Source organism: Ruegeria sp. YTSA072, assembly GCF_059610285.1.
In genome coordinates, this window is record NZ_JBXWNI010000003.1 from 291903 (window position 1) to 318812 (window position 26910).

The 26910-nt window shown below is 56.2% G+C and carries 19 protein-coding genes; 4 read left to right on the plus strand and 15 right to left on the minus strand.

Features of this window, described 5'->3' with window-relative positions; all coding sequences use genetic code 11:
* The first annotated feature begins 13 nt into the window (after positions 1–13).
* Positions 14–478 carry a preQ(1) synthase gene (gene queF, locus AC2FIB_RS08085; protein WP_108859684.1) on the plus strand — a complete coding sequence of 155 codons (465 nt, stop codon included), beginning with the start codon at positions 14–16 and terminating at the stop codon, positions 476–478.
* A gap of 224 nt (positions 479–702) precedes the next feature.
* The gene (locus tag AC2FIB_RS08090) at positions 703–2559 is read left to right on the plus strand and encodes an SLC13 family permease (protein ID WP_496734872.1); all 1857 of its coding nucleotides are present in this window, start codon (positions 703–705) and stop codon (positions 2557–2559) included.
* Positions 2560–2623: 64 nt separating this feature from the next.
* On the opposite strand, the gene AC2FIB_RS08095 is transcribed toward AC2FIB_RS08090, so the two are convergent.
* The 3 genes from AC2FIB_RS08095 to AC2FIB_RS08105 form a co-directional block, all read right to left on the minus strand.
* Complete coding sequence (locus AC2FIB_RS08095; RefSeq protein ID WP_496734666.1) at positions 2624–3886, minus strand: HlyD family type I secretion periplasmic adaptor subunit; 1263 nt, start codon at positions 3884–3886, stop codon at positions 2624–2626.
* A gap of 65 nt (positions 3887–3951) precedes the next feature.
* Positions 3952–6045 (minus strand): peptidase domain-containing ABC transporter, encoded by a 2094-nt coding sequence (locus AC2FIB_RS08100; RefSeq protein WP_496841919.1) that lies wholly within the window; start codon positions 6043–6045, stop codon positions 3952–3954.
* Positions 6042–7745: an ABC transporter transmembrane domain-containing protein gene (locus AC2FIB_RS08105; RefSeq protein WP_496841920.1), complete on the minus strand. Its 1704-nt coding sequence runs from the start codon at positions 7743–7745 to the stop codon at positions 6042–6044. Before AC2FIB_RS08105 ends, AC2FIB_RS08100 begins: the two co-directional genes overlap by 4 nt.
* A 179-nt stretch (positions 7746–7924) precedes the next feature.
* Between AC2FIB_RS08105 and AC2FIB_RS08110 the strand changes: the two genes are divergently transcribed.
* The gene (locus tag AC2FIB_RS08110) at positions 7925–11485 is read left to right on the plus strand and encodes a PA14 domain-containing protein (protein WP_496841921.1); all 3561 of its coding nucleotides are present in this window, start codon (positions 7925–7927) and stop codon (positions 11483–11485) included.
* Between the two features lie 6 nt (positions 11486–11491).
* Here the strand turns inward: AC2FIB_RS08110 and AC2FIB_RS08115 are convergent, their stop codons facing one another.
* Genes AC2FIB_RS08115 through bioB form a run of 6 tightly spaced genes read right to left on the minus strand, consistent with a single transcriptional unit; the run spans position 11492 to position 16874 of the window.
* Complete coding sequence (locus tag AC2FIB_RS08115; protein WP_496841922.1) at positions 11492–12250, minus strand: methyltransferase; 759 nt, start codon at positions 12248–12250, stop codon at positions 11492–11494.
* The gene (locus AC2FIB_RS08120) at positions 12247–12867 is read right to left on the minus strand and encodes a pimeloyl-ACP methyl esterase BioG family protein (RefSeq protein WP_496734674.1); all 621 of its coding nucleotides are present in this window, start codon (positions 12865–12867) and stop codon (positions 12247–12249) included. Before AC2FIB_RS08120 ends, AC2FIB_RS08115 begins: the two co-directional genes overlap by 4 nt.
* A complete protein-coding gene (gene bioA, locus AC2FIB_RS08125; protein ID WP_496734676.1) occupies positions 12864–14150 on the minus strand; it encodes an adenosylmethionine--8-amino-7-oxononanoate transaminase in 1287 nt (428 codons plus the stop codon). Before bioA ends, AC2FIB_RS08120 begins: the two co-directional genes overlap by 4 nt.
* Positions 14147–14767 (minus strand): dethiobiotin synthase, encoded by a 621-nt coding sequence (gene bioD / locus AC2FIB_RS08130; RefSeq protein WP_496734677.1) that lies wholly within the window; start codon positions 14765–14767, stop codon positions 14147–14149. Before bioD ends, bioA begins: the two co-directional genes overlap by 4 nt.
* Complete coding sequence (locus AC2FIB_RS08135) at positions 14764–15897, minus strand: 8-amino-7-oxononanoate synthase (RefSeq protein ID WP_496734679.1); 1134 nt, start codon at positions 15895–15897, stop codon at positions 14764–14766. Before AC2FIB_RS08135 ends, bioD begins: the two co-directional genes overlap by 4 nt.
* Entirely contained in the window at positions 15894–16874 is a 981-nt protein-coding gene (gene bioB / locus AC2FIB_RS08140; RefSeq protein WP_496734680.1) for a biotin synthase BioB, read from the minus strand. The genes AC2FIB_RS08135 and bioB overlap by 4 nt, the downstream gene beginning before the upstream one ends.
* 389 nt (positions 16875–17263) lie before the next feature.
* Here bioB and AC2FIB_RS08145 point away from each other — a divergent pair, with 389 nt between their 5' ends.
* The gene (locus AC2FIB_RS08145; RefSeq protein ID WP_496734681.1) at positions 17264–19243 is read left to right on the plus strand and encodes a bifunctional 2',3'-cyclic-nucleotide 2'-phosphodiesterase/3'-nucleotidase; all 1980 of its coding nucleotides are present in this window, start codon (positions 17264–17266) and stop codon (positions 19241–19243) included.
* A gap of 100 nt (positions 19244–19343) precedes the next feature.
* Here AC2FIB_RS08145 and AC2FIB_RS08150 read toward each other — a convergent pair whose 3' ends face one another.
* The 6 genes from AC2FIB_RS08150 to AC2FIB_RS08175 all read right to left on the minus strand — a co-directional run bounded on the left by AC2FIB_RS08150 (position 19344) and on the right by AC2FIB_RS08175 (position 26763).
* Entirely contained in the window at positions 19344–20168 is an 825-nt protein-coding gene (locus AC2FIB_RS08150; RefSeq protein ID WP_496841923.1) for an AI-2E family transporter, read from the minus strand.
* 2 nt (positions 20169–20170) lie between these two features.
* Positions 20171–20440 (minus strand): hypothetical protein, encoded by a 270-nt coding sequence (locus AC2FIB_RS08155; protein WP_496841924.1) that lies wholly within the window; start codon positions 20438–20440, stop codon positions 20171–20173.
* A gap of 6 nt (positions 20441–20446) precedes the next feature.
* The gene (locus AC2FIB_RS08160) at positions 20447–21250 is read right to left on the minus strand and encodes a TIGR03084 family metal-binding protein (protein WP_496734683.1); all 804 of its coding nucleotides are present in this window, start codon (positions 21248–21250) and stop codon (positions 20447–20449) included.
* A gap of 80 nt (positions 21251–21330) precedes the next feature.
* Positions 21331–23304 (minus strand): acetyl/propionyl/methylcrotonyl-CoA carboxylase subunit alpha, encoded by a 1974-nt coding sequence (locus AC2FIB_RS08165; RefSeq protein WP_496734684.1) that lies wholly within the window; start codon positions 23302–23304, stop codon positions 21331–21333.
* Between the two features lie 55 nt (positions 23305–23359).
* The gene (locus AC2FIB_RS08170; protein WP_496734686.1) at positions 23360–24979 is read right to left on the minus strand and encodes an acyl-CoA carboxylase subunit beta; all 1620 of its coding nucleotides are present in this window, start codon (positions 24977–24979) and stop codon (positions 23360–23362) included.
* Positions 24979–26763 (minus strand): acyclic terpene utilization AtuA family protein, encoded by a 1785-nt coding sequence (locus tag AC2FIB_RS08175; RefSeq protein ID WP_496734688.1) that lies wholly within the window; start codon positions 26761–26763, stop codon positions 24979–24981. Before AC2FIB_RS08175 ends, AC2FIB_RS08170 begins: the two co-directional genes overlap by 1 nt.
* Positions 26764–26910 lie beyond the last annotated feature (147 nt).

Genomic DNA, 26910 nt, shown 5'->3' on the forward strand with positions numbered 1-26910 from the left:
CAGGAGAGATAACATGACTGATAGTATCTACAGCAACCTCACCCAGTTGGGCGGAGACACCAAAATGCCAGCCAGCCCGGAAGAGGCGGTTCTGGAACGCGTGCAGAACCCGCAGGCTGATGTGGATTACAACGTGCGCTTTACAGCGCCCGAGTTCACCTCGCTTTGCCCGATGACAGGCCAGCCGGATTTTGCCCATCTGGTGATAGATTACGTACCCGATCAGTGGTTGGTGGAAAGCAAGGCACTCAAGCTGTTTCTGGGCTCGTTCCGCAATCATGGTGCCTTTCACGAAGATTGCACCATCTCGATTGCCCGCCGGCTGCAGGAGTTTCTGGAACCCCGGTGGCTGCGTATCGGAGGGTACTGGTATCCGCGCGGGGGCATTCCGATCGACGTGTTCTGGCAAACTGGGCCAACGCCCGAAGGCGTCTGGATCCCGGATCAGGGTGTGCCGCCTTACCGTGGGCGTGGTTGAGCACGATGACTTGAGAGGCGTGAAGGCCCCAGCCTGACAAGCAATCAAAGGGGCCCCCGCACCGGTTTGAAACGTGGCGTTTTGGCAGTGGTGGTAATTTTGTTTCGCCCGAGCTTGCGGTTTTGAAACATCATGACAATCCAACATTGATGGGTTAGATGTTTCCTTAATGTAAGAACAAATTCCTGGTGACGATTGTGGAACAGGTGGCCTTCAATTTTGAGATGGGAGTCGTTTGCGCCCTTCTTGCCTTCACCGTATTTCTCTTTGTATCCGAAATCGTCAGAATTGACCTTTCTGCCATACTTGTTCTGGTCCTTATCGGCCTTCTCAGTTATGCGCCCGGGCTCGAAAAGCTCGCTGACGTGCCGCACCTGTTTGATGGATTTGCATCCAATGCGGTGATTTCCATTATCGCGGTCATGATCGTCGGCGCGGGCCTCGACAAGACCGGCATAATGAACAAAGTCGCCGCCGTTATTCTGAAATATGGCGGTACGTCCGAGAAACGCGTGCTGCCGATTATTTCGGGCACCGTAGGGGTCATTTCCTCGTTCATGCAGAACGTTGGGGCCGCCGCGCTATTCCTTCCGGTCGTCAGCCGAATATCTTCCCGATCAGGCATCCCGTTGTCGCGTTTGCTGATGCCTATGGGGTTCTGCGCCATCCTTGGCGGCACAATGACGATGGTCGGATCTTCGCCTCTTATCTTGCTGAACGATCTGATCCAGTCGGCCAACAATGGCCTGCCCGAAGGTCAGAAAATGGAACAGTTCGGCCTGTTTTCTGTGACACCAATCGGGATTGTTCTGATCCTGACCGGCATCGCCTACTTTCTGCTGCTGGGTCGGTGGGTTCTGCCGGGTGATGAGGGATCGGAAAACACTGGGACCGGACAGGGAACGCAAGAGTATCTGCAACGTGTCTACGGCCTGAAAGCCGATGTTTTCGAAGTAATCGTTCCAGCCGAAAGCCCTTTGGTCGGGCAGATTTTGGCCGACATAAACCACGAAAACCACCTGTACATCATTTCGACATTCTATCGCGGAAAAACCTCAATGGTTCAGGTCCTGACGGCCGAAATTGCCGCGCCTTGCCGATTGGCGATCATTGGCCGGCGCTGGGTCGTAGAGGAGTTTGCGCAAAAATACGGGCTAACCGTCCTGCCGACGTTGGACATCTTTGTCGAAGAATTCGCACCAACCAATGCAGGTATCGCCGAAGTTGTCATAACACCCGACAGCAAACTGATTGGGAAATGCCCACGCGAGCTATTGTTCCGCAAAACATATGGCATGTCGTTGCTTGCCATTCATCGCGGCGAGGAAACGCTCAGCCATGTTGAATCCGAAACGCACGAGTCCACTCAAATCGGGCTTGAGGAGTTTCACGCAGGCGACATGCTAGTGGCCCATACACGGTGGGACAACCTGATGCGGATCAAGCGCGATCCCGATTTTGTGGTCGTCACCACCGACTTCCCACAAGACGAACTGCGCCCGCAAAAGGTCGGTTGGGCGCTGGCGTTTTTCGCCGTTTCCTTGTCGATGATCCTGTTCACCGACATTCGGCTCTCGCTCTGTCTATTAACCGGAGCCGCGGGAATGATGCTGACACGTGTGTTGAGTGTCGATGAAGCCTACCGTGCGGTCGGATGGAATACTGTTTTTCTGCTCGCATGCCTTATTCCATTGGGTCAGGCGGTACAGAATACCGGCACGGCTGCGTGGATTGCACAACAGATCATGATCATTCTGGACGGCTGGCCGATCTGGTCCCTTCAGGCAGGCGTTGCGGTTCTGGCTACGGCGTTTTCGTTGGTGATGTCCAATGTCGGCGCCACTGTTCTGCTTGTGCCATTGGCCGTTTCCATTGCGGTGGCAGCTGGCGGAAATCCGGCCGTGTTTGCCCTGACGGTTGCCATATCAACATCGAACAGCTTCATAATCCCGACCCATCAGGTAAACGCCCTGATCATGGGTCCTGCAGGGTATAAAGTCATGGACTTTGTGCGCTCAGGGGGGGTCATGACGATCCTGTTTCTTGTTGTTTCACTCCTGATGCTCAATTTGCTGTACTGACCGCTTAGACAAGCAGGAATGGGTCCATGGTGCTGACAATGCGCTGACGCTCTGCAGCTGCAAACTACCGCTCACTGAATGCACGTTCCATTGTCATCTGCACCGGCTTCAACAGGTAGGAAAGCAGCGTCTGTTCGCCCGTCGTCATTTCCGCAACAACAGTCATCCCAGCTTGAAGTGGACGTTCCCACGGGCCCGTACCAACCTTGGTTTCGGCCAATTGAAACGAGGCCCTGAAATAGGTTTCACCGGTTTGTTCATCGGTCAGAGGCACAGGATAGATGGATTGCAGGCGTCCTTCAACCTTACCGAAACGCCTGGCATCAAACGTGTCTACGCTTACTGAAACCGGCTGATCCACCGCAACATGGCCGACCTCGGAATTGGTGATACGTGCTTCTACGACCAAGGCGCGACGGGTTGGCAAAATCTCAAAAATCACTTCGCCCGGCGCGATGACTTCCCCTGGGTTAGGAAATGTTACCGCCTGTATAGTTCCACGTGCTGGGGCAGAAATACGCAGTGCAGACAATTTGGAATTTACGACGTCTAGCGATATCTCCAACTCCACGCGCTTTTGCTCAAGTTCGGCCCATCGGGTCAGCACCTCATCTCGCAACGCCAGGGTTTCTTCTGCTTTGGCTGCGCGGGCCAGCATCAATGCGCTCTGGGCTTCGGCAAGGCGCACCCGGGCGTCCGATGCAGCCGCGCGAACCGCGTCCACTTCATCCTCTTCCTCAAGGAAATCGCTCAGGGATTTTAGACCCTGCGTCCGTAGCTGCGCATATCTCTCCAGAATCTCCTCTTTCTTTCGAACGCGGGCCTGAGCGAACTGCGTGGCCCGTGTCAGGATATCCAATGTCCCCTCTTGCTGCTTGATCGTGGCCAGCTGAATGCGTTGGCCTTCAGCATAAAGGTCCAACCTTGCCGCTGCAGAAATCAGGCCCTTGCCTTTGAGCGCATCAATTTCCGCCTTGTCAGGCACAGCTTCGCGATCCAATACCGCCAGTACAGCGGACGCTGTGGCCAAGTCTCGCTGAACCGCAGCAAGCTGGCCCGACGTGACGTCTCTTTCCCGCGTCAGATCCGGGTGATGCAGTTCAACCAGTAAATCCCCCGCCTCAACCAACTGGCCATCGCGGACATGAACAGCCCGGACAATGCCGCCGGGCATCGTTTCGATTTGTGGATACGCGCCAACTGGCAGGATCGTCCCTGGGGCGCGGGTTACCTGGGGAACAGTAGTTTGCCCTGCCAGAACCACCAAGCATCCAACCATGGCCGAAACCGCAAGCGAGAGGAAGGCCGCAAATCTAGGCCGCCGCATTCGGCGCCTCCAATTTGCACGTTGCATTGGACCGGACGTGTCACGTTTCTTTGGACCTGATTTCACTATACCCTCCCAAGCGTTTTCAATACGGCCTGAAGTCTCTTGCGCCCCGCATCACCAGCGCTGTTCACGACAACCTTGTCGCCATTCAGAAAGATGAAACGGTTGGCGATCTGCATGAATGAGCGATCCGCCGTTGCGATTATCACAGTCCTGCGCCCTTGCTGCGCGCGAATCCAGTTTCTGAAACACATCCGTCGATGATCAGACAGGCCGTTGGTTGGCTCGGAAAACAGATAGACCGAAGAAGGGCGCGCCATGCTGCGTGCAAGAACCAGCGACTTTAAGGTTGCCGATGGCATCTGCGCCAGGTCACTGTCGGTCAAACGAGTGTCGATGCCGTCTGGCAGAAGACCTTGGTCATCCAGCAAATCCATATCAGTCAAAGCAGCTATAATATTGTCATCATTGAGAGACGGCGAGGCCAATCGAAAATTCTGGGCGACGGTGCCGTAGAACATCGACATGTCGTAAGTGGCGTAGGTTATGGATTTACGCAATTCGTCCCTGGCAATTTGACGAATGTCGATGCCGCCATGTTCAATCGTACCTGCCAGAGGCGCGTAAAGGCCGTCGATCAGATCCAGCACCGCTGTGCGACCGGCCGCATCGCTGCCCATGACCAGCACCACTTCGCCCGGATCACAGTTGAAACTGGCTTGCGAAAGGACAGGCGCGTTCAAAGGGTCCGGCCGGTACGTGACCGAAGAAAACGCAATCGCGCCGCTTAATGTTTTTTGATGCGTTTGTTCCAGCCCCACCTCGATCTCCACGCCAAGACTAAGGACACGATCCGCCTGATTTCGACTGCGTCGGAAGGAAAGGATCTGGGGGAAGCTGGAATACAGAGACTGAATCGGCGCCAGAATTTTGGACACCAACGCAATCGAGGCGATCAACGCGCCAAAGCTGATATCACCGCGCAACGCGCCATGCGCACACAAGATGATGGCCCCCATCGTCGCAAGTGCCGTAACGGATTGAACCAATGATTGCGCAAGCGCCTGAAACTGACGGCTGCGGCGCGCGGCCGTTTCTGCGCGCTGTGCAAGAGGCATGCAGCGGTCCAACCATTGGTTTTGCATCCCCAGATTTGCAATGGCCCGCTGGTGAAGAATAGCGTCCTGAACGGCCGACTGGCTAGCGGCGGCGGCCTCTGCCGTTTTTTGATCCAACCGTTTTTGGTGTGGGATGATGATTGCACCAAGCAAGACAAGAAAGACCGCCAAGCCGAGCGTCAGCAGCCCGACCTGCGGTGCGAGATATGCAAGGACCGCAAAGAAAATCACCACAAATGGCAGATCCAGAAGGGTCGTCATGACCTGCCCGGTAAATGCATCGCGCAAGGATTCGAATTGGCGAAAACGCGATAGCTGTTGGTTTACATCCGCTTTCCCGAGCTGGCTCAGCGGCAAGGACATCAGTTTGCGAAACAGGGCAACCATCAACTGACGCTCTCCACGCCAGCCAACATATGCCAGCGCCCGCGTGCGCGCATGGCGGAAGCACAGGTCTGACGCCCCCACAATCACCACACCGATCATCAGCGAAACCAGCAAGCTAATAGAACCTGACGGGATGACCCGTTCGTAGATGCCCATGATCAGCAAGGGAGCCATAAGCCCCAGAATGTTGGACAACAACGAGGCGATCAGCAGCCAGGGCAACATCGGGCCTAATTCTGCGAATGCCGAACGGACAGATGTGAACCGCCTGTCTGTCTGGTGATGCGTGAAGCGGTCGATCCGGATGACGGTGCACCATCGGCGGCCGGGCTTGAGGTGGGTCAGATCTGGGTTCAGATCGTCGTTGATTTGCAGCGTGCCACCTATCCGATCCAACGCAAGGTAGCAGGCACCATTGCTCGGTATGATCAATGCCGGGCATTCGTGATCCGTGATCTCGCGTTCACGACATCTGATCTGCGTGTAGGGGATATTGAGGTTTTCCAACGTCTCGAAAATGTCATCCGGGCGGAGCCGATCCAGCACGTGCGGAAACGCCTCAAGCAGCCGGTCTTCATTATTGCGCCAACCGCCCGCCAATAGCAGTCTAAATAGCAACCCGCTTGCAATCTGAGTGTTCATTACGGTCATGCGGCACCCTTTTTCCAGGCTTCCGCAGCAATCCGTTCAAGATCTGCGTCCACCGCCCATGCCGCCAGATCCAGGGCGTTTGACAAACTTAAGAAAACGCACCTGTGCATTATCTGCCTCATCCGAGGGTCCGGGCTTGCCACAAACATCGTAGGCCGCGGAGAAACGGATTGGAGGTAATCCGCCAGAGCTTGGCGTTCCGTTGTATCTAAAACCGCTGTTGGTTCATTCATCAAAAGCACCCGCGGCCGCAGCGCCAAGGCCCGTGTCAATGCAATGAGATGACGGTTCACCGGGTCGGCCTCAAACCCGGTTCCGGTGTTAAGCTGGGTTGCATAACCCATGGGCAAACGGTGAATGCGTTTCTCTAGCCCAAGTGCGACGGCAATCTGCTTGGCGCGATCAATGGTCTCTGCGTCACCAAAAGCGCTGATGTTTTCAAGCAGTGTTCCCGACAGGATCGCGGGCTCGGCTTCGAGCGCAACCAGCGCATCGTGCCCGCGCCAACCGATCAGCTGTGAGGCCGGCATGCCACCTATGGACAACCTGCCCTCATCTGGCTCTCGCTGCCCCGTCATTGCGTCAAACAATGCTTCGACCATCCAGCTTTCTTCGGGCTCAATCAAAACGCCCTGCCCTTGCTCCACCTGAATGTTGAGGGGCGAGAAAGCTCCCCCCTCTCCTTTCAAACGGCGCATGGACAAGCCGGAAACCCTGATCTGACCCAAGTGATCGCAGGAAAGCCCTACACTTTGCCCGATTTCAAGCTGTTCCATTTCGTTCAATCGTGCTTGTGAAATGGCAGAGTTTTCCGACTGAACCCACATCGCCATGAGTTTGGTCAAAGGCTGGATAATTCGGCCATTCAACAGCATGCAGGCAGCCAATTCGGCGATCCCGATCAGGTTGATGATCACCAGGTAGGCCCCCAGCAGCCCCATCGCAGCAACAGTCATCTGCGAAAAGATGGCTCCAAAGCTTTGTGCAAAGCCCGAGAAATGGATCAGCTTTTTGCTGTTATCGACGGTCTGATCTTCAAGCAATTCAAAGCGGCGGGCCATTTGTGGCTCCATCCGGTTAGCCTTGACCGTGGGCATGTTCGACAAAATCTCGGTCAAGAACGCGTATCGGCGTGTGTCCAGGGACTTGCGGTGTTTGAACAGAGCCCACTGCCCCCGCTTCATGACCGCTGCGAAGATGATCACAACGCAGAACGCGCCCAATGGCACCAAAATCAGCCACCCTCCGATCAATCCGATCAAAATCGCAAACAAGACCGTAAAGGGCAGATCAATCGAGAGTGTTTGCCCCTGTCCCGAATGGTAGTCCCGCAACTGGCCGATAGCTGCGTAGCGTTCCGCATAATTGCTGGCGGGTTCGCGCGAGAAGGCCAGAGAATTCGCGTTCAGGACTTTGATCAAAAAGCGGCGGTAATTCCAGACCGCTGCCCCCTCAGCCGTGGTTGTCAAAAGGACAGCACGGCACTGTCTAAGCAACAGCTCCATAAAGGCTCCGATCACCAGTGCCACCGTCAATACGCGCAGCGTGTCTGTAGACTGAAATGGGATAACCCGATCGAATATCAGCAAGATGGAAATCGGCATCAAAAGCGACAGAACATTCATAGTCAGAGAGGCAACCCAAAGCGGGATATCAAAGTGAGGTGCCGAAATGCGACCAACAAATCCACGCGGTTCCATGATGCTTTTCACCCCCTTGGTCATTTCAGCAGGAGTGGTCGGCTTCCGTTTAAGACCCGTAAATTCTCCGGCACATCTTGCCTAAGATTTGCCCTTAAATTTAATCGCTTAGTTGCCCGTTATGGGCGGAGGCGTGTTACCTAAAACGGTGAATCAGCTGTTGTTTGGGGAATTGTGCGATGGGTAAACTAGAGAACGACCTGAATTTTAAAACAAGGTCCGCACAGGCCGATATGGACGAACAACACGAGATCGCCTCTCATCTTTCCCGCAGTGTTGTCGAGCCAAGCGAAGATCCGACGCGCAGTTCGTTACACACAGGCCAACAGTTCTCTGGAACATTGGAACGCAACACTCGGAACGAGGGAGCCCCGGAAGAGTTGAGCCCTCGCACCGTGCATGCGCAACAGCCCGGCAACGTCACAAACACTGATCCTGTCGCCCATACCTTTCATTCAACGAACACGTTGGCTGGATCAATTACACAGAACACCAGGGCAGAGGCGATGAAAATCGTCGAAAGCGCGGCCGGGGTGGAAACATTCATTGTCGCAAGTCCAGCGGCCCAAACAAGCGAAGGTGGGGGAATTACTCATGTAAGCGGTCCGACCTCTCGTCCGGAGCTGCCAAGCGTACCCAATCTGGATGCAGCCCCGGCAATACCAACGGACATGCAGACCGAAAACAACGCACCGCAAGAGGTCACTCTAGACAACATCTCTGTCGCAGAGAACGCCATTGGCGCGGTGATCGGGAACATCTCGGTCGTAGACCCGGACGCGGCGGACACGCACAGCTTTGAAATCTCTGACGATCGTTTTGAAATCGTGGGCGACAAGTTGCAGCTAAAGCCCGGCATTGCACTGGATCATGAAGAAACAGCACAGATAGCGGTCGACGTCACCGTCACAGACGCTGGCGGAGCCACCCTGACCGAGCGTTTCATCGTGGACGTTCTGAATGTGAACGAGGGTCCGACTGGACTGGCGCTGGACAACACTTCAGTCGCCGAGAACGCCAAAGGCGCGGTGATCGGGAACATCTCGATCGTCGACCCGGATGCGTCGGACATGCACAGCTTTGACATCTCGGACGACCGCTTTGACATCGTTGACGACAAGTTGCAGCTAAAGCCCGGCATTGCACTGGATCATGAGGAAACGGACCAGATAGCGGTCGATGTCACCGTCACGGACGCTGGCGGGGCCACCCTGACCGAGCGTTTCATCGTGGACGTTCAGGATGTGAACGAGGGTCCGACAGATCTGGTGCTGGACAACATCTCTGAAAACCTCATTCAGAATGGCAGTTTCGAAGAATTTGACTTGGAAAAGGGTAAATGGAAAGGCTTTGGCTCGGATGAAAGCGGGTCCTGGCAAGACGCGCATGGATTGGAAATCTGGGATCATTTAGGCGATACGAAAGCGTCCGATGGCGATCAGCTGCTTGAGATGGATCATGGTCGGGGCATCGACAGTATTTCCCAGGCCATCCAGACAGAGGATGGTCAGCTCTATGATCTGGGCATTGACCTGCGTGAGCGCCTCGCAGGCGGAACCGATACAGTCGAGGTCTATTGGAACGGCAATCTGGTGGCGGAGCTGGACCCGCAATCTGCAGATTGGGAAACGTTCCAGCCGCAGGTCGTTGGGACCGGACAAGACACGCTGGAACTGCGCGAACCTGAGGGCCAGAATGATACCTACGGCGCCCTGGTTGATAACATCACACTGACCGCCGCGCAGCAGACCGTGGCCGAAAACGTCGATGGGGCCGTTGTGGGGCAACTCAGTTTCGTGGATGCGGATTTGCACGATACCCATGAGTTCGAAATCTCGGATGACCGGTTCGAAGTTATTGACAATCAACTGCGTCTGAAGCCCGGCGTGGCACTGGACTATGAAGAGGCATCCTCGGTCACTATTGATGTCACGGTGATTGACGAAGGCGGGTTACGTCAGACCGAAAGCTTTACGGTCAATGTGGCAGATACGGAGGAGATGACGTTTTCGTCAGGGTTTCACGCCAAATACTTCGACGTTGATCATCGTCTTTCCAAACTGGAAGACATCAACTGGACCGCAGAGCCGAACCATGAAGAAATTAAGCCCGAAATCAACTACGCTAACGGTCACGACACATTCTGGGATGGAGGCGCAAAAGACACGTTTGGCGTCCAGATCAATGGTAGTATCGAGGTTGAGCAAGGCGGAACATTCACTTTCTTTCTGGGCGCCGATGATGGCGCGATGTTGGTAGTCAACGGCCAACCGGTCGTTGAAAATGACGGGCTACACGGGTTTCGAACTCGAACTGGTGAAGTTGAGCTTGAACCGAGAACACATTCGATCGAAATCCGATACTTCGAAAATTACGGCCGGGCTGGACTGAAGCTTGAATGGGAGGGCCCAGGTCTTGACGGACGTGAGGTGGTTACAGCCCCGGACATGTTCGAGGCCCAAACCGTTTCGGGCATGCCGCTGGCCATTGATGTGGACATGGGAACGCTCAGCGTGACCGATGAAACCTCATTCGAACTGACAGGTCTGCCCACCGGAACAATTGTCGAGATTGGCGGAACCGAATTTGCGGCAAACACGGACGGGATCGCAGAGATGGGAGGCTGGCAAGGTGGGATGATCACCGTAACACCGCCGCCAGAATTTGAGGGAACGGTCGAAGCGGCTCTGCATCATTCTACGCCAACCGGTGAAAACAGCAGTCACGACGGCGTACAATACCTGACTTTCGAAGTAACTCAGGCTGACTTGCCCTCACCAGATGCCAAAATTGTGGGCGGATTCCGTGCCAGCTATTTTGACATGTACAACAGGTTGTCAAAGCTGGACGACATCGACTGGTCCGCTGACCCGACGCATCAGGAATTTGTGTCTGAAATCAATTATGAAAACAGTCGCAACTCATTCTGGGAAGGCGGTTCAAGGGATACCTTTGGGGCAAAACTCGAAGGTAAAATAACAATCGAAGAAGGCGGTTCTTACACTTTTTTTGCCGGTGCGGACGATGGCGTAGCGGTCTTCGTCAACGGGCTTAGGATCGTGGACAATGATGGTCTGCATGGGTTCCGGACGCGGTCCGGAGAAATCGACCTGGAACCCGGCACTTATGATATCGAAGTTCGGTATTTTGAGAACTACGGCCGTGCGGGGTTGAAATTGGAATGGGATGGGCCCGACACAACGGGGCGTGAGCTTTTGCAGGCCGACCCAGCCCCGATTTTTGGCGAAAGCGGTGCTTTTGAAGCCGCAATCGAGCTGAACCAAGCAAGTGATCAGGCTGCTGTATCTTTGGAAGGACTGCCACCAAATACGCTACTGATCAGCGGTGAGGATTCACTGATGACTGATGGCGGTTCGGCGGATCTGTCCGGCTGGGATCTCGGCTTTCTTGAGATTTCCCCGCCCCCAGGATTCGAAGGCTCAATCGACGGGGAAATCTTGGTGACTGACACCGGATTTAATGGGGCGCAATTGACCTCGGAGATTCCCTTTGCACTGGAGGTCGGGCAGACAGATGAATTTGCAAAAGAATTTGCCCCTGATCTGTCCGAAACGCTTGCTGCGACAATGCAGGTTGAACCGCCGGCGCCGTGGCACATGGATCAGTCGCAAAGCCACGGGGAAAACGACGGCGATGTCATGGCCGAAGCGGTACTAACCAACCCGGGCTCTGGGATCTCGTGTATTGAGACCGAAGTCTATGAACGCATTGATTGGTAGCGGCACTCAGCCATGTTTGTGGGCCACGATCCACGTCGGGTTATATGTCAGGGACACGCCATCATCGTCGCCAAAGTGCCGGACATATTGTTCCGTGAATTGGGCAAGACTGGTTTTGGTCCAGACCTTCTGCGCGCGCCCGTTGACCCCAGTTCTTCGAAGGTGATTGAGAACGCCTCGGGGCGTATCGAAGTGCAGTGCAGAAAGGTTTTCGCCGCAACTGATAATCTCTAATTGGCCTTCGACTGCCGCGGCCAAATCTTCAGATCGGCACAAGCCCGGCGCTTTGGCAGTGGAACCGACTTTCACCAGTTCCCGGTACTGTTCCGGTCCAAAACCTGAAACCGCCAACCACCCACCAGGAGACAATGCTTTGGCTGCGCGCTGCAGAAAGGTTGCAGGGTCATGCAACCATTGGACCATAGACGCTGACGTGATTAGCTTTGGCTGAATCGGCCATTCGACGATTTTGGCGTCGCCGCACAAAAAGTCCGCACCGACTGCCGTTGCGGTCTCAGCTGCTTCGGGCGACAGGTCATTGACCGTCAACTGGCCAATATCGAATGCGCTACACACCCGATGCGTGAGGTGGCCGGTACCACACCCAAATTCCAATCCGGTCGCGAAACGATGCGGCGCGCCGCCGACCCGCATCTCTTGGACCAGCCGATCCGCGATTTTGGCCTGCTGGCTGGCCGAGCCATGATAGCTGCGGAAACTGCGGCTGAAACTGCGCTGGACGCGGTCCGCGATCTGGACGTTCATGCGACCCACTCCTGCCAGTTCTGACCGTCGCTAAACGGGACATGCGGGGTGGCAATTCCACGCACGGCAGATTGTTGGTGCGCCCATGCCGCCTCTTGCGCGGGGGTCGGGAAAATACGGTCCTGCTGGGGGATCCAAATCCGGTCAAACGCCATCTCGGGTGCGCCACCACGGTCGATCACGGCGTGAAGCTCTGCCTGCGCAGCCTCCAGATCAATTTCAGGAACCGGCCCGTTCAATCCGGCACGGCGACAGAACTTTGAGAAACTGGCTGCGGTCAGGTTTTCCGCCGTGGCGCGGATCATATCCGGTGCGATGCCACGCTCGGGGTCAGCCGGGCAGAGCGTGCCGCTGACTGCAATCAGCCGATCGGGACAAAATCCAGTTTGCTCCAACCAATGGCCCGCGGATGCGACGCCAAAAGAAAAGGCAATCAGATTGACCCGGTCATATTGCGCAATATCAGGCAGAGGATCGTCAAAGTGGCGGAAGTCGTCGACGAATAGCACATCGCCGCGCCCTGTAAGTCCAGTAAAAGGCGCAGCCCCCAGCGCCCAACCGCCAAAAACCAGAATCAACTCGTCCGTTCCCGAACGCGATAACCACTGCTGTTTCATGGTATGCCTTTGACGAGCGAGATCATGGCCGATGTTACACGGCTCAAATCATTCGCAGAGATGATGTAAGGCGGCATGCAATAGATGTTGCGGGCAAACGGGCGCAACCAAACGCCGGTATCGGGTGCGAGCGCATGCGCAACCGCAGGATCAACCCATTGCTCCATTTCGATGACCCCGATCGCGCCAAGCACGCGCACATCGGCAACGCCTGGCAATTCACGTGCGAGGGCAAGCTCTTGCTTCATCTGGTCGGCGATCGCGTGCACTTCGGCGCGCCAATCTCTGACCGATAATTGTTCCAGACTGGCCACCGCGGCAGAACAGGCCAGCGGGTTGGCCATATAGGTCGGGCCATGCATCAAAACGCTGGCTTCGCTTTCCCCAATTCGGCGCGCGACATCTTCAGTCGTGGCGGTCGCGGCCAGAGTAATATGGCCGCCAGTCAAAGCTTTGCCCAAACAGATGATGTCCGGAACCATTTCGGCGTGGTTCATCGAGAACAGTTCGCCCGTGCGACCAAACCCGGTCGCGATTTCGTCAAAAATCACAAGAATTCCGTGTGCTTTACACAGGTCTTGCGCGCCTTTTAGCCACTTGGGGTGATAGAAGTACATACCACCCGCGCCCTGCACCACTGGCTCAAGGATCAGGGCCGCGATCTGATCGGCTTTGGTTTCCAGTAGCTCTTCCAAAGCATCCAGCCCATTCAGGGTTGGATCATCCGTCCATTCCTGCTCAAACGATATCGGCGGGCGTGGCAGGAAATGTTGGATCGACAGCGCGCCACTGAACAGCCCGTGCATCCCATTCTCGGGGTCGCAGACGCTCATCGCTTTCCATGTGTCCCCGTGATAACCGCCGCGAATGGTCGCAAACTGCGTGCGCCCCGTGTGACCCAGCGCCATCTGATACTGCACGGCCATTTTCAAAGCGACTTCAATCGCGACCGATCCGCTGTCGCTGTAGAAAATGCGATCCAGCCCGTCAGGCAACAGCTCGACCAGCTTGCGACCCAGTTCAATTGCGGGTCGATGCGTCAGGCCACCGAACATGACATGGGGCATTTGCTGCAGCTGTTCTTGCATCGCAGCAGTGATGGCCGGATGACGATGCCCGTGCACCGCACACCACCACGACGACATTGCGTCGATCATCCGAGTGCCGTCTTCCCGGGTCAGCCATACCCCTTCGGCCTCGGTGATCAGATGCATCGGACCGGGGTTCAGAACATTCGTATAGGGATGCCACAGGTGGCGAGCATCAAACTCCAGAGCGGTCACAGAGCTCTCCGAATTGTTGCTGTGTCAATCGCATCGAAAGCATCCGACAGCGTTTCTCGCGACAGGGTTTCAAGATACGGCAAGCGTCCCAAATGGGTAACCTGACACATCTCGGCGATGGTCTGTTCAACCTCTGGCTCAGCGTCGCCTACAAACGCAACGCCCAAAACGTTGCAACCTGCACCCCGCAAGGCCATCAGGGACAGGCTTGTGTGATTGATCGTCCCCAACGCGGTCCGGGCCACAAGAACCACGGGTGCCTGCCACCCCGAGATGACATCAAGGAAAAAGGTCTTGCGGTTCAGCGGCACCATGATCCCGCCTGCCCCCTCGACGACCAAGGGGCCGTTGACCTGCGGCAGCGCAAGTCGATCCGGCGAAATCTCGACGCCCATGTCTTCGGCCGACAAATGTGGTGAGGCTGGCATGTTCAGGCGATAGGCTTCCGGCAAAATTACAGCACCGGAAAGCGTCGCGACGGTTTCTGTGTCCGTTGCATCCTCAAGCCCGGATTGCACCGGCTTCCAATAGGTTGCGCCAAGCGTGGCCGTCAGGCCCGCAGCAAAAACCGTTTTTCCGACACCAGTGTCGGTGCCTGTGACGATAACAGCGCTCATGCCGCCTCCGTCTGTTGATGCGCCAGTGCTTCGAACAGGGCGCTTATGTCATCCTTGCCCACGTTGCCGGTGATCGACACGCGCAGGCGCGACGTGCCCCGTGGCACGGTCGGCGGCCGGATACCACGGACATCAAAACCTTTGGCCTGTAACGTTGCGGCCATTTCCATGGTTTTGGCGTCATCGCCCAAAATTATGGGGATAATCTGGCTGTTCAGCGCCTCTTGGGGTATTCCGATCTGACGTGCAACGGCATGCGCGTGGCGAATGCGGGACAGGGCATTTTGGCCCATCAAGCTATCTGTTTGAAGATGCTGCAGAACCGCGCGAACAAGCGCCGCGTTGAACGGTGATGGGGCCGTGGCAAAGATAAACGGGCGCGCGCGGTTGATCAGTGTTTCGATCACTACCCGGCGGCCGCAAATCAATCCGCCCGAAACCCCCAACCCTTTGCCGCATGTGTGCAAAGTCAGCAACTCAGCCTTGAGGCCATGCGCCAGACCCTTTCCGTTCGGGCCAAATACTCCGGTCGCATGAGCCTCATCCACGATCAATATGGCACCGTGTTCACAGGCCAGTTCAGACAGCGCGGCCAAGGGCGCAATGTCGCCCTCCATGGAATAGATGCTTTCCACGGCGATCCAGATTTGGCCAGACCCGCCTTCTGCCAACCACGCCTCAATGGCCAGACGCGCTGCGGCAACATCATTATGGGCAAAAGCACGTGCTTGGGCACGACCCATCCGCATGCCTTCATGCGCGCTTGCATGAACCAAAGCATCGTAAAGGATCAGATCTTCGGCGGCAGGAAGGGTCGAGAAAATCGCCTGATTGGCCTGAAACCCGCCGCCCATGAACAAAGCAGCCTCAGCATCAAAAAAGGCGGCTGCCTCGTGTTCAAGCGCCTCATGTTCGGGATGATTGCCCCGCAAAAGGCGAGAACCACCGGATCCCAGCGGTACGCCCTGCGCCAATGCCGTTTGCGCGGCATCGCGAAGGAATGCCGATTGCGCCAATCCAAGGTAATCATTGGACGCAAAGTCCACACCGCGTGGCGGTGCCAACACCCGGCGGCGGTGCCGGGTGTCCAGCTGTGCAAGCATCGAGTTCAGACGACTCAATGCCTTCATTCAGCAGCGTCCAAACAGGATTTTTCAGCCGAGGTTTCGGCCTGCAGCCCAAGCTTCTTGAACAGAATGGCATCAGTGTCTTCTTCGGGGTTTTCTGCTGTCAAAAGCGTTTCGCCAACAAAAATCGAGTTCGCACCGGCGAAGAAGCACATGGCCTGCAATTCCTCACTCATACCGCTGCGCCCGGCGGAAAGCCGTACATAAGATTGTGGCATCATGATCCGCGCAACGGCTATGACCCTTACAAAATCGATCGGATCGATCGGTTTAGCGTCTGCCAGAGGCGTGTCTTCTTGCGGCATCAACATGTTGATCGGCACTGAATCCGGTGCCGGGTTCATATTGGCCAGTGTGACCAGCATATCGACACGGTCTTGAACCTCTTCCCCCATCCCGAGGATACCGCCGGAACAGACCTTGATGCCCGCTTCTTGCACGCGGTTCATCGTGTCAATGCGGTCCGCAAAGGTGCGTGTTGTGATGACTTCGGGATAGTACCGCTCGGACGTGTCGATGTTGTGGTTGTAGTAGTCCAGCCCCGCATCGCGCAGACGAACCACCTGATTATCGTCCAACATGCCAAGGGTCATGCAGGTTTCCATCCCCATCTCGCGCACACCTTCGACCATTGCGACAAGCGCATCCATGTCGCGGTCCTTGGGTTCGCGCCATGCGGCACCCATGCAGAAACGGGTTGCACCGCCGTCGCGGGCCTTGCGGGCTTCGGTCAGAACGCGCTGAACCTCAATCAGTTTCGAGGCCGACAGCTTTGATCCGTTCCGTGCTGATTGCGAGCAATAGGCGCAATCTTCGGCACAGCCACCTGTTTTGATCGACAGCAGTTTCGATGTCTGGACCTTGTTGGGATCAAAGTTCTCCCGGTGCAATGTCTGCGCGCGAAACAGCAAATCCATCAGCGGAAGGTCATACAGAGCTTGAGCAGCGTCGCGGAACCATATCGGGGCGGTGTTTTTCATTTTATAGATACTTTTCGAGAACTCTCATGGCTACGCATTCTTTTATAGATAAAGATCGTTATCACAACCAGATTATGCCATCTGCGTCACTCAGGCGGAAAAACGCGGATGCTTGCAATGGTCCGCTGTGCCAACGCCGCTTTAGCAAACGATGCGGAACATTCTATCCCAATGCGGCTGCCGCCATTTCCGCAATATGCACCGCGCGAAAATCAACCGTCTCAAATCGACACATGTTGCCATGATTGGGTAAGCAGATCACAATGGGCATCAGTACCAAACATTCCCGCATGCGCCGCGCCGCTGCAAACGCGTTGGATACCAGTGTCACACGGTTGTTTTGTAAGTCATGCAGAAGGCGCGTTAGCCAACATATTGAAAGGTTCCGAATGACCTCCTCCAGCCATTTTTCGATGTCTCGCCGCCAGTTCCTTGCCACAACCACGGCCAGCGCCGCCGCAATCACCCTGCACCCGTTTTCGGCCGCCGCTGCCGACAATCAGGCGCATCTTCGGATCATGGAAACCACCGATATCCATGTGCATGTATTCCCTTATGATTACTACGCAGACAAGCCGCGCGATACGGTAGGCCTGTCGCGCACCGCATCGATCATCAATGACATTCGGTCAGAGGCGACCAACTCGTTGCTGGTGGATAATGGCGACTTTTTGCAGGGCAACCCGATGGGTGATTACATCGCCTATGAACGCGGCATGAAGGAAGGCGACGCCCACCCGATCATAACCGCATTCAATACAGTCGGCTATGACGCTGCGACCTTGGGTAATCACGAATTCAACTACGGCTTGGATTTTCTGGAAAAGTCGCTCGCTGGCGCAGATTTCCCTGTCGTGTTGGCCAACGTCGCCAAAGAACAAGGCGCGGGGCCACGCGACGACAAAACATTGGTCAAGCCTTACGCCATTCTTGACCGCGAAATAGAAATGGGTGACGGCACCAAGCATCCAATCAAGGTTGGCGTCATTGGCTTTACCCCACCTCAGATCATGAATTGGGACCGCAAGCACCTGGAAGGCAACGTTCAGGCCCGCGACATCGTCGATACCGCGAAAGCGTATGTGCCAGAAATGCAAGAGCAAGGCTGTGATTTAATCATCGCCCTATCGCATTCGGGTATCGGTGAGGCCGATCACACTGATGGTATGGAGAACGCCTCGGTCGTGCTGGCCGGTGTTGAGGGCATCGACGCGCTGGTCACAGGCCACAATCACCTAGTCTTCCCTTCGCCCACCTTCGCGGATCGTCCAGGCATCGACGTCGAAAAAGGCACACTATTGGGCAAACCGGCGGTCATGGGCGGATTCTGGGGCTCGCATCTGGGTCTGCTGGACCTGCTGCTGGAACGCGACGGGAATGAATGGCGCGTTGTAACAACGACATCCGAGGCGCGCCCGATCTCAAAGCGCAACGAAGATCGCTCAATCACCGCGCTGGTTGGCGACGACCAGACCGTGCTGGATTCGGTTGCCAAAGATCACGACGAAACACTGGCATATGTTCGCCGCGCCGTAGGGAAGACGTCCGCGCCTTTGCACAGCTATTTCGCACTCGTCGCGGATGATCCGTCGGTGCAAATCGTGTCGATCGCACAAAAATGGTATGTTGAAGAGATGATGAAGGGCACTGAGCACGAGGGGCTGCCCATCCTATCAGCCGCAGCCCCGTTCAAGGCCGGTGGCCGTGGTGGGCCAGAGTATTATACCGACGTTCCAGTGGGCGATGTGGCTATCAAAAACGTGGCTGACCTGTATCTCTATCCGAACACCGTGCGGGCGGTCCGCGTGAACGGCGCACAGGTTCGAGGCTGGCTAGAGCGTTCGGCAGGCATGTTCAATCAGGTAGAGCCCGGCTCGGCCGATGCAATTCTGCTGAATCCAGAGTTCCCATCCTACAATTTTGATGTAATGGACGGCGTAACTTATCAGATCGACCTGTCCCAGCCCTCGCGATTTGGACCAAAAGGCGAAGAAGTGAACCCAGCCGCGGCACGGATTGTGAACCTGTCCTTCAACGGCACGCCAGTTACGGATGATATGGAGTTTATCATCGCCACCAACAATTACCGCGCGTCTGGCGGCGGGTCCTTCCCGGGCGCATTGGGCGACACGATTGTCTTCGAGGCCCCCGACACCAACCGCGACGTCATCGTGCGCTACATTGTCGATCAGGGCACAATTGATCCAAAAGCGGACGCCAACTGGTCCTTCGCCCCGCTCGCAGATACCACGGTACTTTTCGAAACCGGCCCCAAAGCGCGCGACTATATAAGCGATGTCAAAGGAGTGGTGATCGAAGACGCAGGCGAAGGCGCCGATGGTTTCGCCGCGTTCCGCATTAAACTTTAAGCGCCAAAGATTTTAAGCCGGCCGTCACCCCGACTAATGGGTGGCGGTCGCGCACCGAAGATGGCGAATTTTTAACATCTAAAACCGGGCTTTGGAGCAATCAGTCAAGTTCGCCGCTTTCTGACATCAAAATCGCCAGCGGTCGCGTAGAATGGATTTGCGACAAGATGATCATCACCACGGCAGTCAACGGTATCGCCAATATGGTGCCTGCCAGGCCCCACATCGCGGTCCAGATCGTCAGCGAAAACAGCACCATAAATCCGCTCAGGTTCACCGAGTTTCCGACAAGCCGTGGTTCAAGGAAGTTTCCTACAAACAGCTGAGCTGCCATAAGAGCGATCAGCGCGACACCGGCGTGCCAGATGCCGCCGAATTGCACAAGGCTCAGCATGACGGGAAACAGAACACCCACGATTGAACCCAAGTATGGAATATAGTTCAAAAGCCCGATCAATATGGCCCAGAACATTGCGAACTCGATCCCAAGCAACAACATGATCACATAGGAGATCACAGCCAAAATGACGTTGATCAGGGTCTTTGCACTTAGGTAGCTGCCAATCTTCTGGTTTATCTGGGCGACGATTTGCAGCGATCGGTCAGCTGTTTCGGCATCACCCAAAGCCTTTCGAACTTTTTCCGGCATGTCATCCAGATCGGACAGGATGAACACAATATAAAGGATTGTCATCAACATGACCGTCCCGAAACCCTGCACTGTAGAAAGCGTCCCCTGCACAAACCCCAAAATATCGAACTTGCCGGCAATCGTCTGCTCGATCGTGGACCAATCTGGCAGTTTTTTGACGCCCAACATCGCCATTGCCGAGTCAATCAGCGCTTTTAAGTTGGTTTGGTAACGCGGGATATTCTGGGCGACCGCTTGCGCGTTTGCCTCAAGAAAGACCCCTATCAGAACCAACGTTAGAAATATGGCAAGCAGCGCCCGCGGCGTGGTATGTGGCGCAACCCCGGAACACGGCCGATTGTCGAGGCGGTCGAGTCCAGAATGTATATCCCGATTATGCCTAAAAGCACCGGAAGAAGGATACTTTTGCCCAGCACCAGCAGCCAGCCGATGACAACAGCGACGATTAGGCCAGATGCAAGTTTTGTCACATTAAACAGCAGCATATCTTCGCTTTCGGTCGGACGGGTGGTTCCTTTTGTGCCGGGTTCAAGGCTTACATTCAACTTCTTTCACGCGATCTGCGAGCCCCGAGCGCGGTGACGGCTGCCCGGTGCCGGGGGCGTTTCGCGACCACCGGCAAAACATTGCGCGATTGACATCCATTCGGCAGCAACCGGCCCCTCCACCTTCAGCGATGTATCCGCGATGTTGCGGGTTTGGGCTGAGACCTGTGCAAACTCTACCGCAGAGCCTGTTATCCGATTGTCCCCCCGTTCACCGAACTCCCACAAGGCTCCGGATGGCGCGGTCAGTTCAAGCCGCGGCATCGCCTCGGGCACAGGTTTGCCGTTGACCTGATAGGCCCAGCCAAAGGTGTTCACACCCAGAATGACGATGTTCTTGACCCGGTCCTGTTCGACGCGCTCGACACCAAGAACGTCAAAGACCTCTTGCCCGTGTGCCCAAGTCTCCATCTGGCGGGCCGTAATTGATGAGCGTACAGACATATCCGGACCGGCCCATTTCACCCGGTGCTTGGGATCGAGATCGGCCCAACGTGTGCCAATATCTGTGTAAAGCGTCCGCCAGGAATCGCGCAGCTCGTTCCCGCGCAGCAAGATCGCTTCGTTCTCGGCTGCGCGCAGCCCTTCGGCCTTGGCTTTGACAAACAATGCGCCAATGCGGGCTGTGAACGCGTCGGGGTCCTGAAGCGACAGATCTGCCATCTGGTTCCAATAGTGCAGATGCACCAGAACATCGTTCAGCGTCCATCCTTTGAACTGTGTTTGTACTTCCCATTGTTCGCCCGAAATATCGCCCAGAATGGCAAACAATGCCTCGCTTTCTTGCAGAAAATCCGTTGCCTGTTGCACTGCTTGTTCCCTTGATTTTGTGTTTGCCTATTCGATGTCCCCGGATGAAGTGGCGGTGGCCGACACACACCCAATTCTATCTATATTTCGTCAATCTCGATCATCACATCCCCCGCGCTCAGCTGTTGCCCGACCTCAACGTGGACAGAGGTGATGACGCCAGCAACGGCGGCAGTGATCTGGTGTTGCATCTTCATGGCTTCGAGAACGGCCAGACAGTCGCCTTTGGAAACGCTTTGACCGGGTCTTGCCGCCACCTCGACCAGGACACCCGGCATGGGGGCGGTGACGCGACCGCTAACGATCGTTCCCGCATCCAATACACCGGGACGCAGGCGTCGAAACGTCAGGCGCTCGGCGCCGATGGCGATCTGGGCTGTGTCGCGGGTTATGTGTGCGGTGGCGTCGACGGTGTTGTCATTTATGCGTGCCCGGACCTTCCCGCTGCTGCGCTTGATAAACGAAACATCATACGCGTTGCCCTCAACCCATACCGTCCATCCATCGGGGCAGACGCGTGCGCGCGTTTGTATCTCTTCGTCACTATAGGCAAGCGTCACGGCGAACGGCGGTAACGCCGCGCTGGACCAACCCAACTGTTCGGCGGATACATAGCCCGCCGCCGCCCTTGCGCGGGCCTGATCCGCACCCAACAACAGCGCAACCGCCAAGGCGACGTCCTGCGCAGTTACCCAGTACGCAGGAAAGCCCCGGGGGTAGGTCCGATCCAGAAATGTTGTCGTTGCATCGCCGGCAATGAAATCTCTGTGCTGCAGCACATCTGCAAGAAACCGCGAATTTGTCACCGTTCCCAGCAAAATAGTTTCATGCACAGCTTTGATCAGCCGCGCACGTGCCGTTTCGCGGGTTGGACCGTGCGCGATGATCTTTGCAAGCATGGAGTCATAGAAAGGCAATACCTCTTGTCCCTGCTGAATGCCGAAATCCACACGCATTCCGGGACCGGACGCAGCCTGCCAGAAATCAATTGGACCGGTCGCCGGCAGATATCCGTTAGCGGGGTCTTCGGCATAAAGCCGCGCCTCAATGGCGTGGCCGGTCATGGTGACGTCTTCCTGAGAGATTGGAAGGGCGTCACCCTGCGCGACAGCGATCTGTAGCGCCACTAGGTCGAGGCCAGTGACCATCTCGGTCACAGGATGCTCAACCTGCAGTCGGGTGTTCATTTCAAGGAAATAGAACACGCCGGACGGTTCAAATAGAAACTCCACGGTTCCGGCGCCGCGGTAGCTCACCGCACGGGCCGCCTCAATCGCCACAGCCCCCATTTTTGCGCGCAACTCTTTCGTCATGACCGGGCTTGGGGCTTCTTCGATGACTTTTTGGTGGCGACGCTGAACCGAGCATTCCCTTTCGCCCAGATGAATTACGTTCCCGCACCTATCGGCAAAAACCTGAAATTCGATGTGGCGCGCATCACCGATCGCTTTCTCAAGGATCAGTTCGCCGGATCCAAAAGCGCTCTCGGCCTCGGATCTTGCGATTGAAATCGCCTCAGAAAGAGCGTCGGCGGATTGGACCACGCGCATTCCGCGTCCACCGCCACCAGCTGCGGCTTTGACCATGATGGGAAAACCGATTTTGCTCGCTTCAGCGACCAGTGCGGCAACCGATTGATCATCGCCTTCATACCCTGGAACGCAGGGAACGCCCGCGCCAATCATAAGGCGTTTGGCGACGGCCTTGTCGCCCATCAGCCGGATCGCTTCGGGATCGGGTCCGATAAAAGTCAGACCCGCGGCCTCGACTACCGCTGCAAAACCCGCATTTTCGGACAAAAACCCATAGCCCGGGTGGATCGCCCCTGCCCCAGCTTCCTGAGCCGCAGCAATGATCTTTTTTGCGTTCATATAGCTGGCACCAATCGGCCCTTCACCGATCCAAACCGCCTCATCAGCAAGTTCGACATGGGGTGCCCGAGCGTCAGCGGTTGAATAAACGGCCACTGTGCGCAGGCCAAGCGACCGGGCGGTTCGCATGACACGCGCGGCGATTTCCCCACGATTGGCAACGAGAAGCGTGTCGAATGTCATGCCTCAGCCTCTGCTATCTGTCTTGGATGTGGATTTGGTGAGCTATGCAGCATGGTCAAAACCTGTGCACCCCGTACGAGCTGGGTTTGACCGTTCTCGCGCGACCCTCAAGGCAAGTTTCAAGGCAAAAACCTAGCACACGCCGCGTGTCGCGGGGGTCAATGACGCCATGATCGATACAACGTCCCGAAGTGTAAAACGCATTCTCTTGTCGTGTGAAATGTGCTGTGATCGCTGCCTTTTGCGCTGCCAGTTTGGCTTCGTCGGGGTCGATCCCTTTGCGTTTAAACCCTGCGCGCGCAACCAGTTCCATCGTCCCGGCGGCTTGCTCGCCGCCCATCACGCCCGTTGCCGCATTGGGCCAGGCGAACAGAAAGTCTGGGTCATAGGCGTAGCCGCACATCCCGTAATTGCCAGCCCCGAAACTTGCCCCGACATAGAGCGTGATCTTGGGCACATTGACTGACGTAACGGCCTGAATCATCTTGGCCCCATTTTTGATCATGCCGCTTTGTTCATATTGGGTGCCGACCATGAACCCTGTAATATTGTTCAGAAATATCAGGGGAATGTCAGACTGACCGCATAGCTGGATAAACTGTGCGGCTTTGTTCGCGCCTGCAGGGTCCAGTGGCCCATTATTTCCAAGAATACCCACAGCGATACCATTGATTGCGGCCTGCAAACAGACAGTCGCCGAGCCATAGTCGGGCTTGAAATCCTCAAAATCCGAGCCGTCTACTATGCGGGCCACAACCTCGCGGACGTCATAGGGAACGCGATAATCGGTTGGAACAATGCCTGCGATCTCTTCCGTATCATATTTCGGTGGCTGCACTTCTTTGCTGCGACACACAGGCAAGGATTTGTTCCAATCCAGCCGGGCCATCACGTTCCGCGCCATTTCGATACCGTGCGCATCATCCTCGGCCAGATAGTCGACCAGCCCGGATGTGGTGGCATGCATCTCGGACCCGCCCAGATCACGGTCATTGGCCTTTTCGCCCGTCGCCGCGTGAACCAAGGCGGCACCGGCCAAGGCGGCCATGCCGTTGTTCTTCACGCCAACGACATAGTCTGCAAGGCCGGGCATATAGGCCCCACCGGCGGTTGACGGGCCGTGCAGCACTGCAATGTTGGGCAGCCCTGCGGCCGAATGGCGGGCCAGATTGCGGAACAGTTTGCCGCCATTGGCCCAGAATTCGACCTTGTATTCCATCAGGTTTGCACCGGCGCTTTCGACAAGATGCACAAAAGGCAGGTTCTGTTTCAATGCCATGTCTTGCGCGCTCAGGAAGGCCGCAGCTGACATCTCGACCATCGCGCCGGCCTTGATCCCTGAATCGTCGACGATGATCATGCAGCGCACGCCCGAGATGAAGCCGATGCCGATGATCAATGACGCGCCCGGAACCGATTGCTCGGGATCGTCTGTATCGACGCAGTAACCCGCCAACCCATGCAGTTGCAAAAAAGGCATTCCGGGATCCAACAGTTGGGCCAAACGGTCACGGGGTGTGATCTGCCCCCGGGCCTCCATCCGTTCGCGCCGTTTCTCTGACAGGGCGACAGGACGCGCTTCAAGCGCGCGCATCTCGTCGACAAGAGCCAGCATATCGCCTCGGTTCTTGGCAAAGCTGTCAGAATCGCGGACGACTTTACTGACAAAACCCATCAGTTTTCTCCTCGCTCAGGATATGAGGATAACTTTGCAGGAATCCTGATCGGTGTGGCCAGCAATATCTGGGCATAACTCTTGCCTTGCGCGTCGTTGCGCAACGAGGCGACGCCACCGCCACCCAGCGCATTGTGCAGCAGAATGTTCATGGAATGTGTTCCTGGAAGATAGAACCGCTCGATCCTGCCGGATAGATGGTCAGAAAAAACATCTGCCAGCGTCGCTTCGGTCAGCGCAGCCCAAATATAGGGCAAAAAGGTAGCATGGCGCGCAATGACCCCAATGTTTGCGGTGTCGCCTTTGTCCCCAGATCTTGCCCAGGCCAAATCTTCCAAAGGGCATGTGATCCACTCGGTCACCTTTTCATCGGTTATTTCCGGGGCTTTTGCCGGGACAGGTTCCGGGTCTTGTGGGGGCGTTTTTGGCTGATTGTATTCGATATCGTCCCCATCCATCGTTATGCAATAGGTCAGCGTGTTGTTTGGCACCAAGAAGGAAAACAGGGCAACGACTGGCGAGGGCTTTGGACGCCCTCCTCCGGTAAAGATGTGCAACCCCGGCGGTGCGGCCAGTGCGCACCCGGTCATTTCACGCAGGAATACGCCAACCGCGCGAGGGTTATCGTGTTTCACGGCTACCTTGAACGAGATCTCTTCGTAATCGCCGTCGCCAGGCCGACCTCCAAAGGTTTCAAACGACACCTCGCGATAGTCGGGGGAGCCCATCCGTTGCAGGACAGCGCGCGCGCGTTTCAGCCCCGCTTGGGTAAAAGCCTTCGCCTTTTGTCGTGCCTCACGCCCGTTGATCAGAATCGTCATGCCCGCGCGATAGCCATCCGCCCAGGTGGCGGACACTTTGAGCTGCCCTGTCGGCGCGCGGCCTTTTGCACCCGAAACGGTTACATAGTCTGACTCGGCTTGCTCAATCCTGACATTGGAAAAGTCGCAAATCACGTCAGGCAGAATATAGGACTGCGGGTCGCCGATCTCATACAGCATCTGCTCGCAGACCGAAGCCAGGGTCACACGTCCCGTCGTGCCCTGCGGCTTAGTCAGGGCCAACCCGCCATCGGCGTTTACCTCGACAATTGGATAGCCGATCTTGGCGATGTCGCCTGCCAATTTCCAGTCCGTGAAATTCCCGCCAGTGGCTTGGGGTCCACATTCCAGCAGATGCCCCGCTAGCGACCCGGCAGCCAGTAAGTTGTGGTCCTCGTGTCGCCATCCAAAATGATACATGCACGCCGCCAACGTCAGCGCGCTGTCGACGCAGCGGCCTGTGATGACGATGTCAGCCCCGGCGTGCAGCGCCGCCAATATCGGCCCTGCCCCAATATAAGCATTCACCGAGGCGATCTTTTCTATCGGTGGCATCGGCGCACCGGAAAACATCTCAGTCCGATCGACAAACTCAGCCATACGCGGCAGCAGGTCGTCGCCTTCGACCACTGCAACTTTCAAGTTCAATCCCAACTCAGCAGATTTGCTACGCAATGCATCAGCACAGGCCACTGGGTTGACCCCCCCTGCATTCGACAAGACCTTGACGCCTTGCTCGGCGATTTGGGTTAAATTGTTGGCCATAACGTCAGAGACGAAATCCACCGCATATCCCTTTTGGGGGTCTTTAAGACGGGCGCGGGCCATGATCGACATGGTGATTTCGGCCAGGTAGTCGTAGACCAGAAAGTCAATCTGAGGGGCACGCAGCAATTGCTGTGTCGCATGAGGGGTATCCCCCCAAAAACCACTTGCTCCTCCGATCCGCAGAGAATGTGTCACGCCACGTCTCTCCCGCTTGGGTACGATCTGCAGTTTACAGACCGACTGTTCTGTTTTTATGATCCACTGACCGCCTTGGTCAACGAAGATTTGCCACTGCGACGCGACGGAAGATGACGGAATCGATGCCAAAAAAACCCTCGGTCC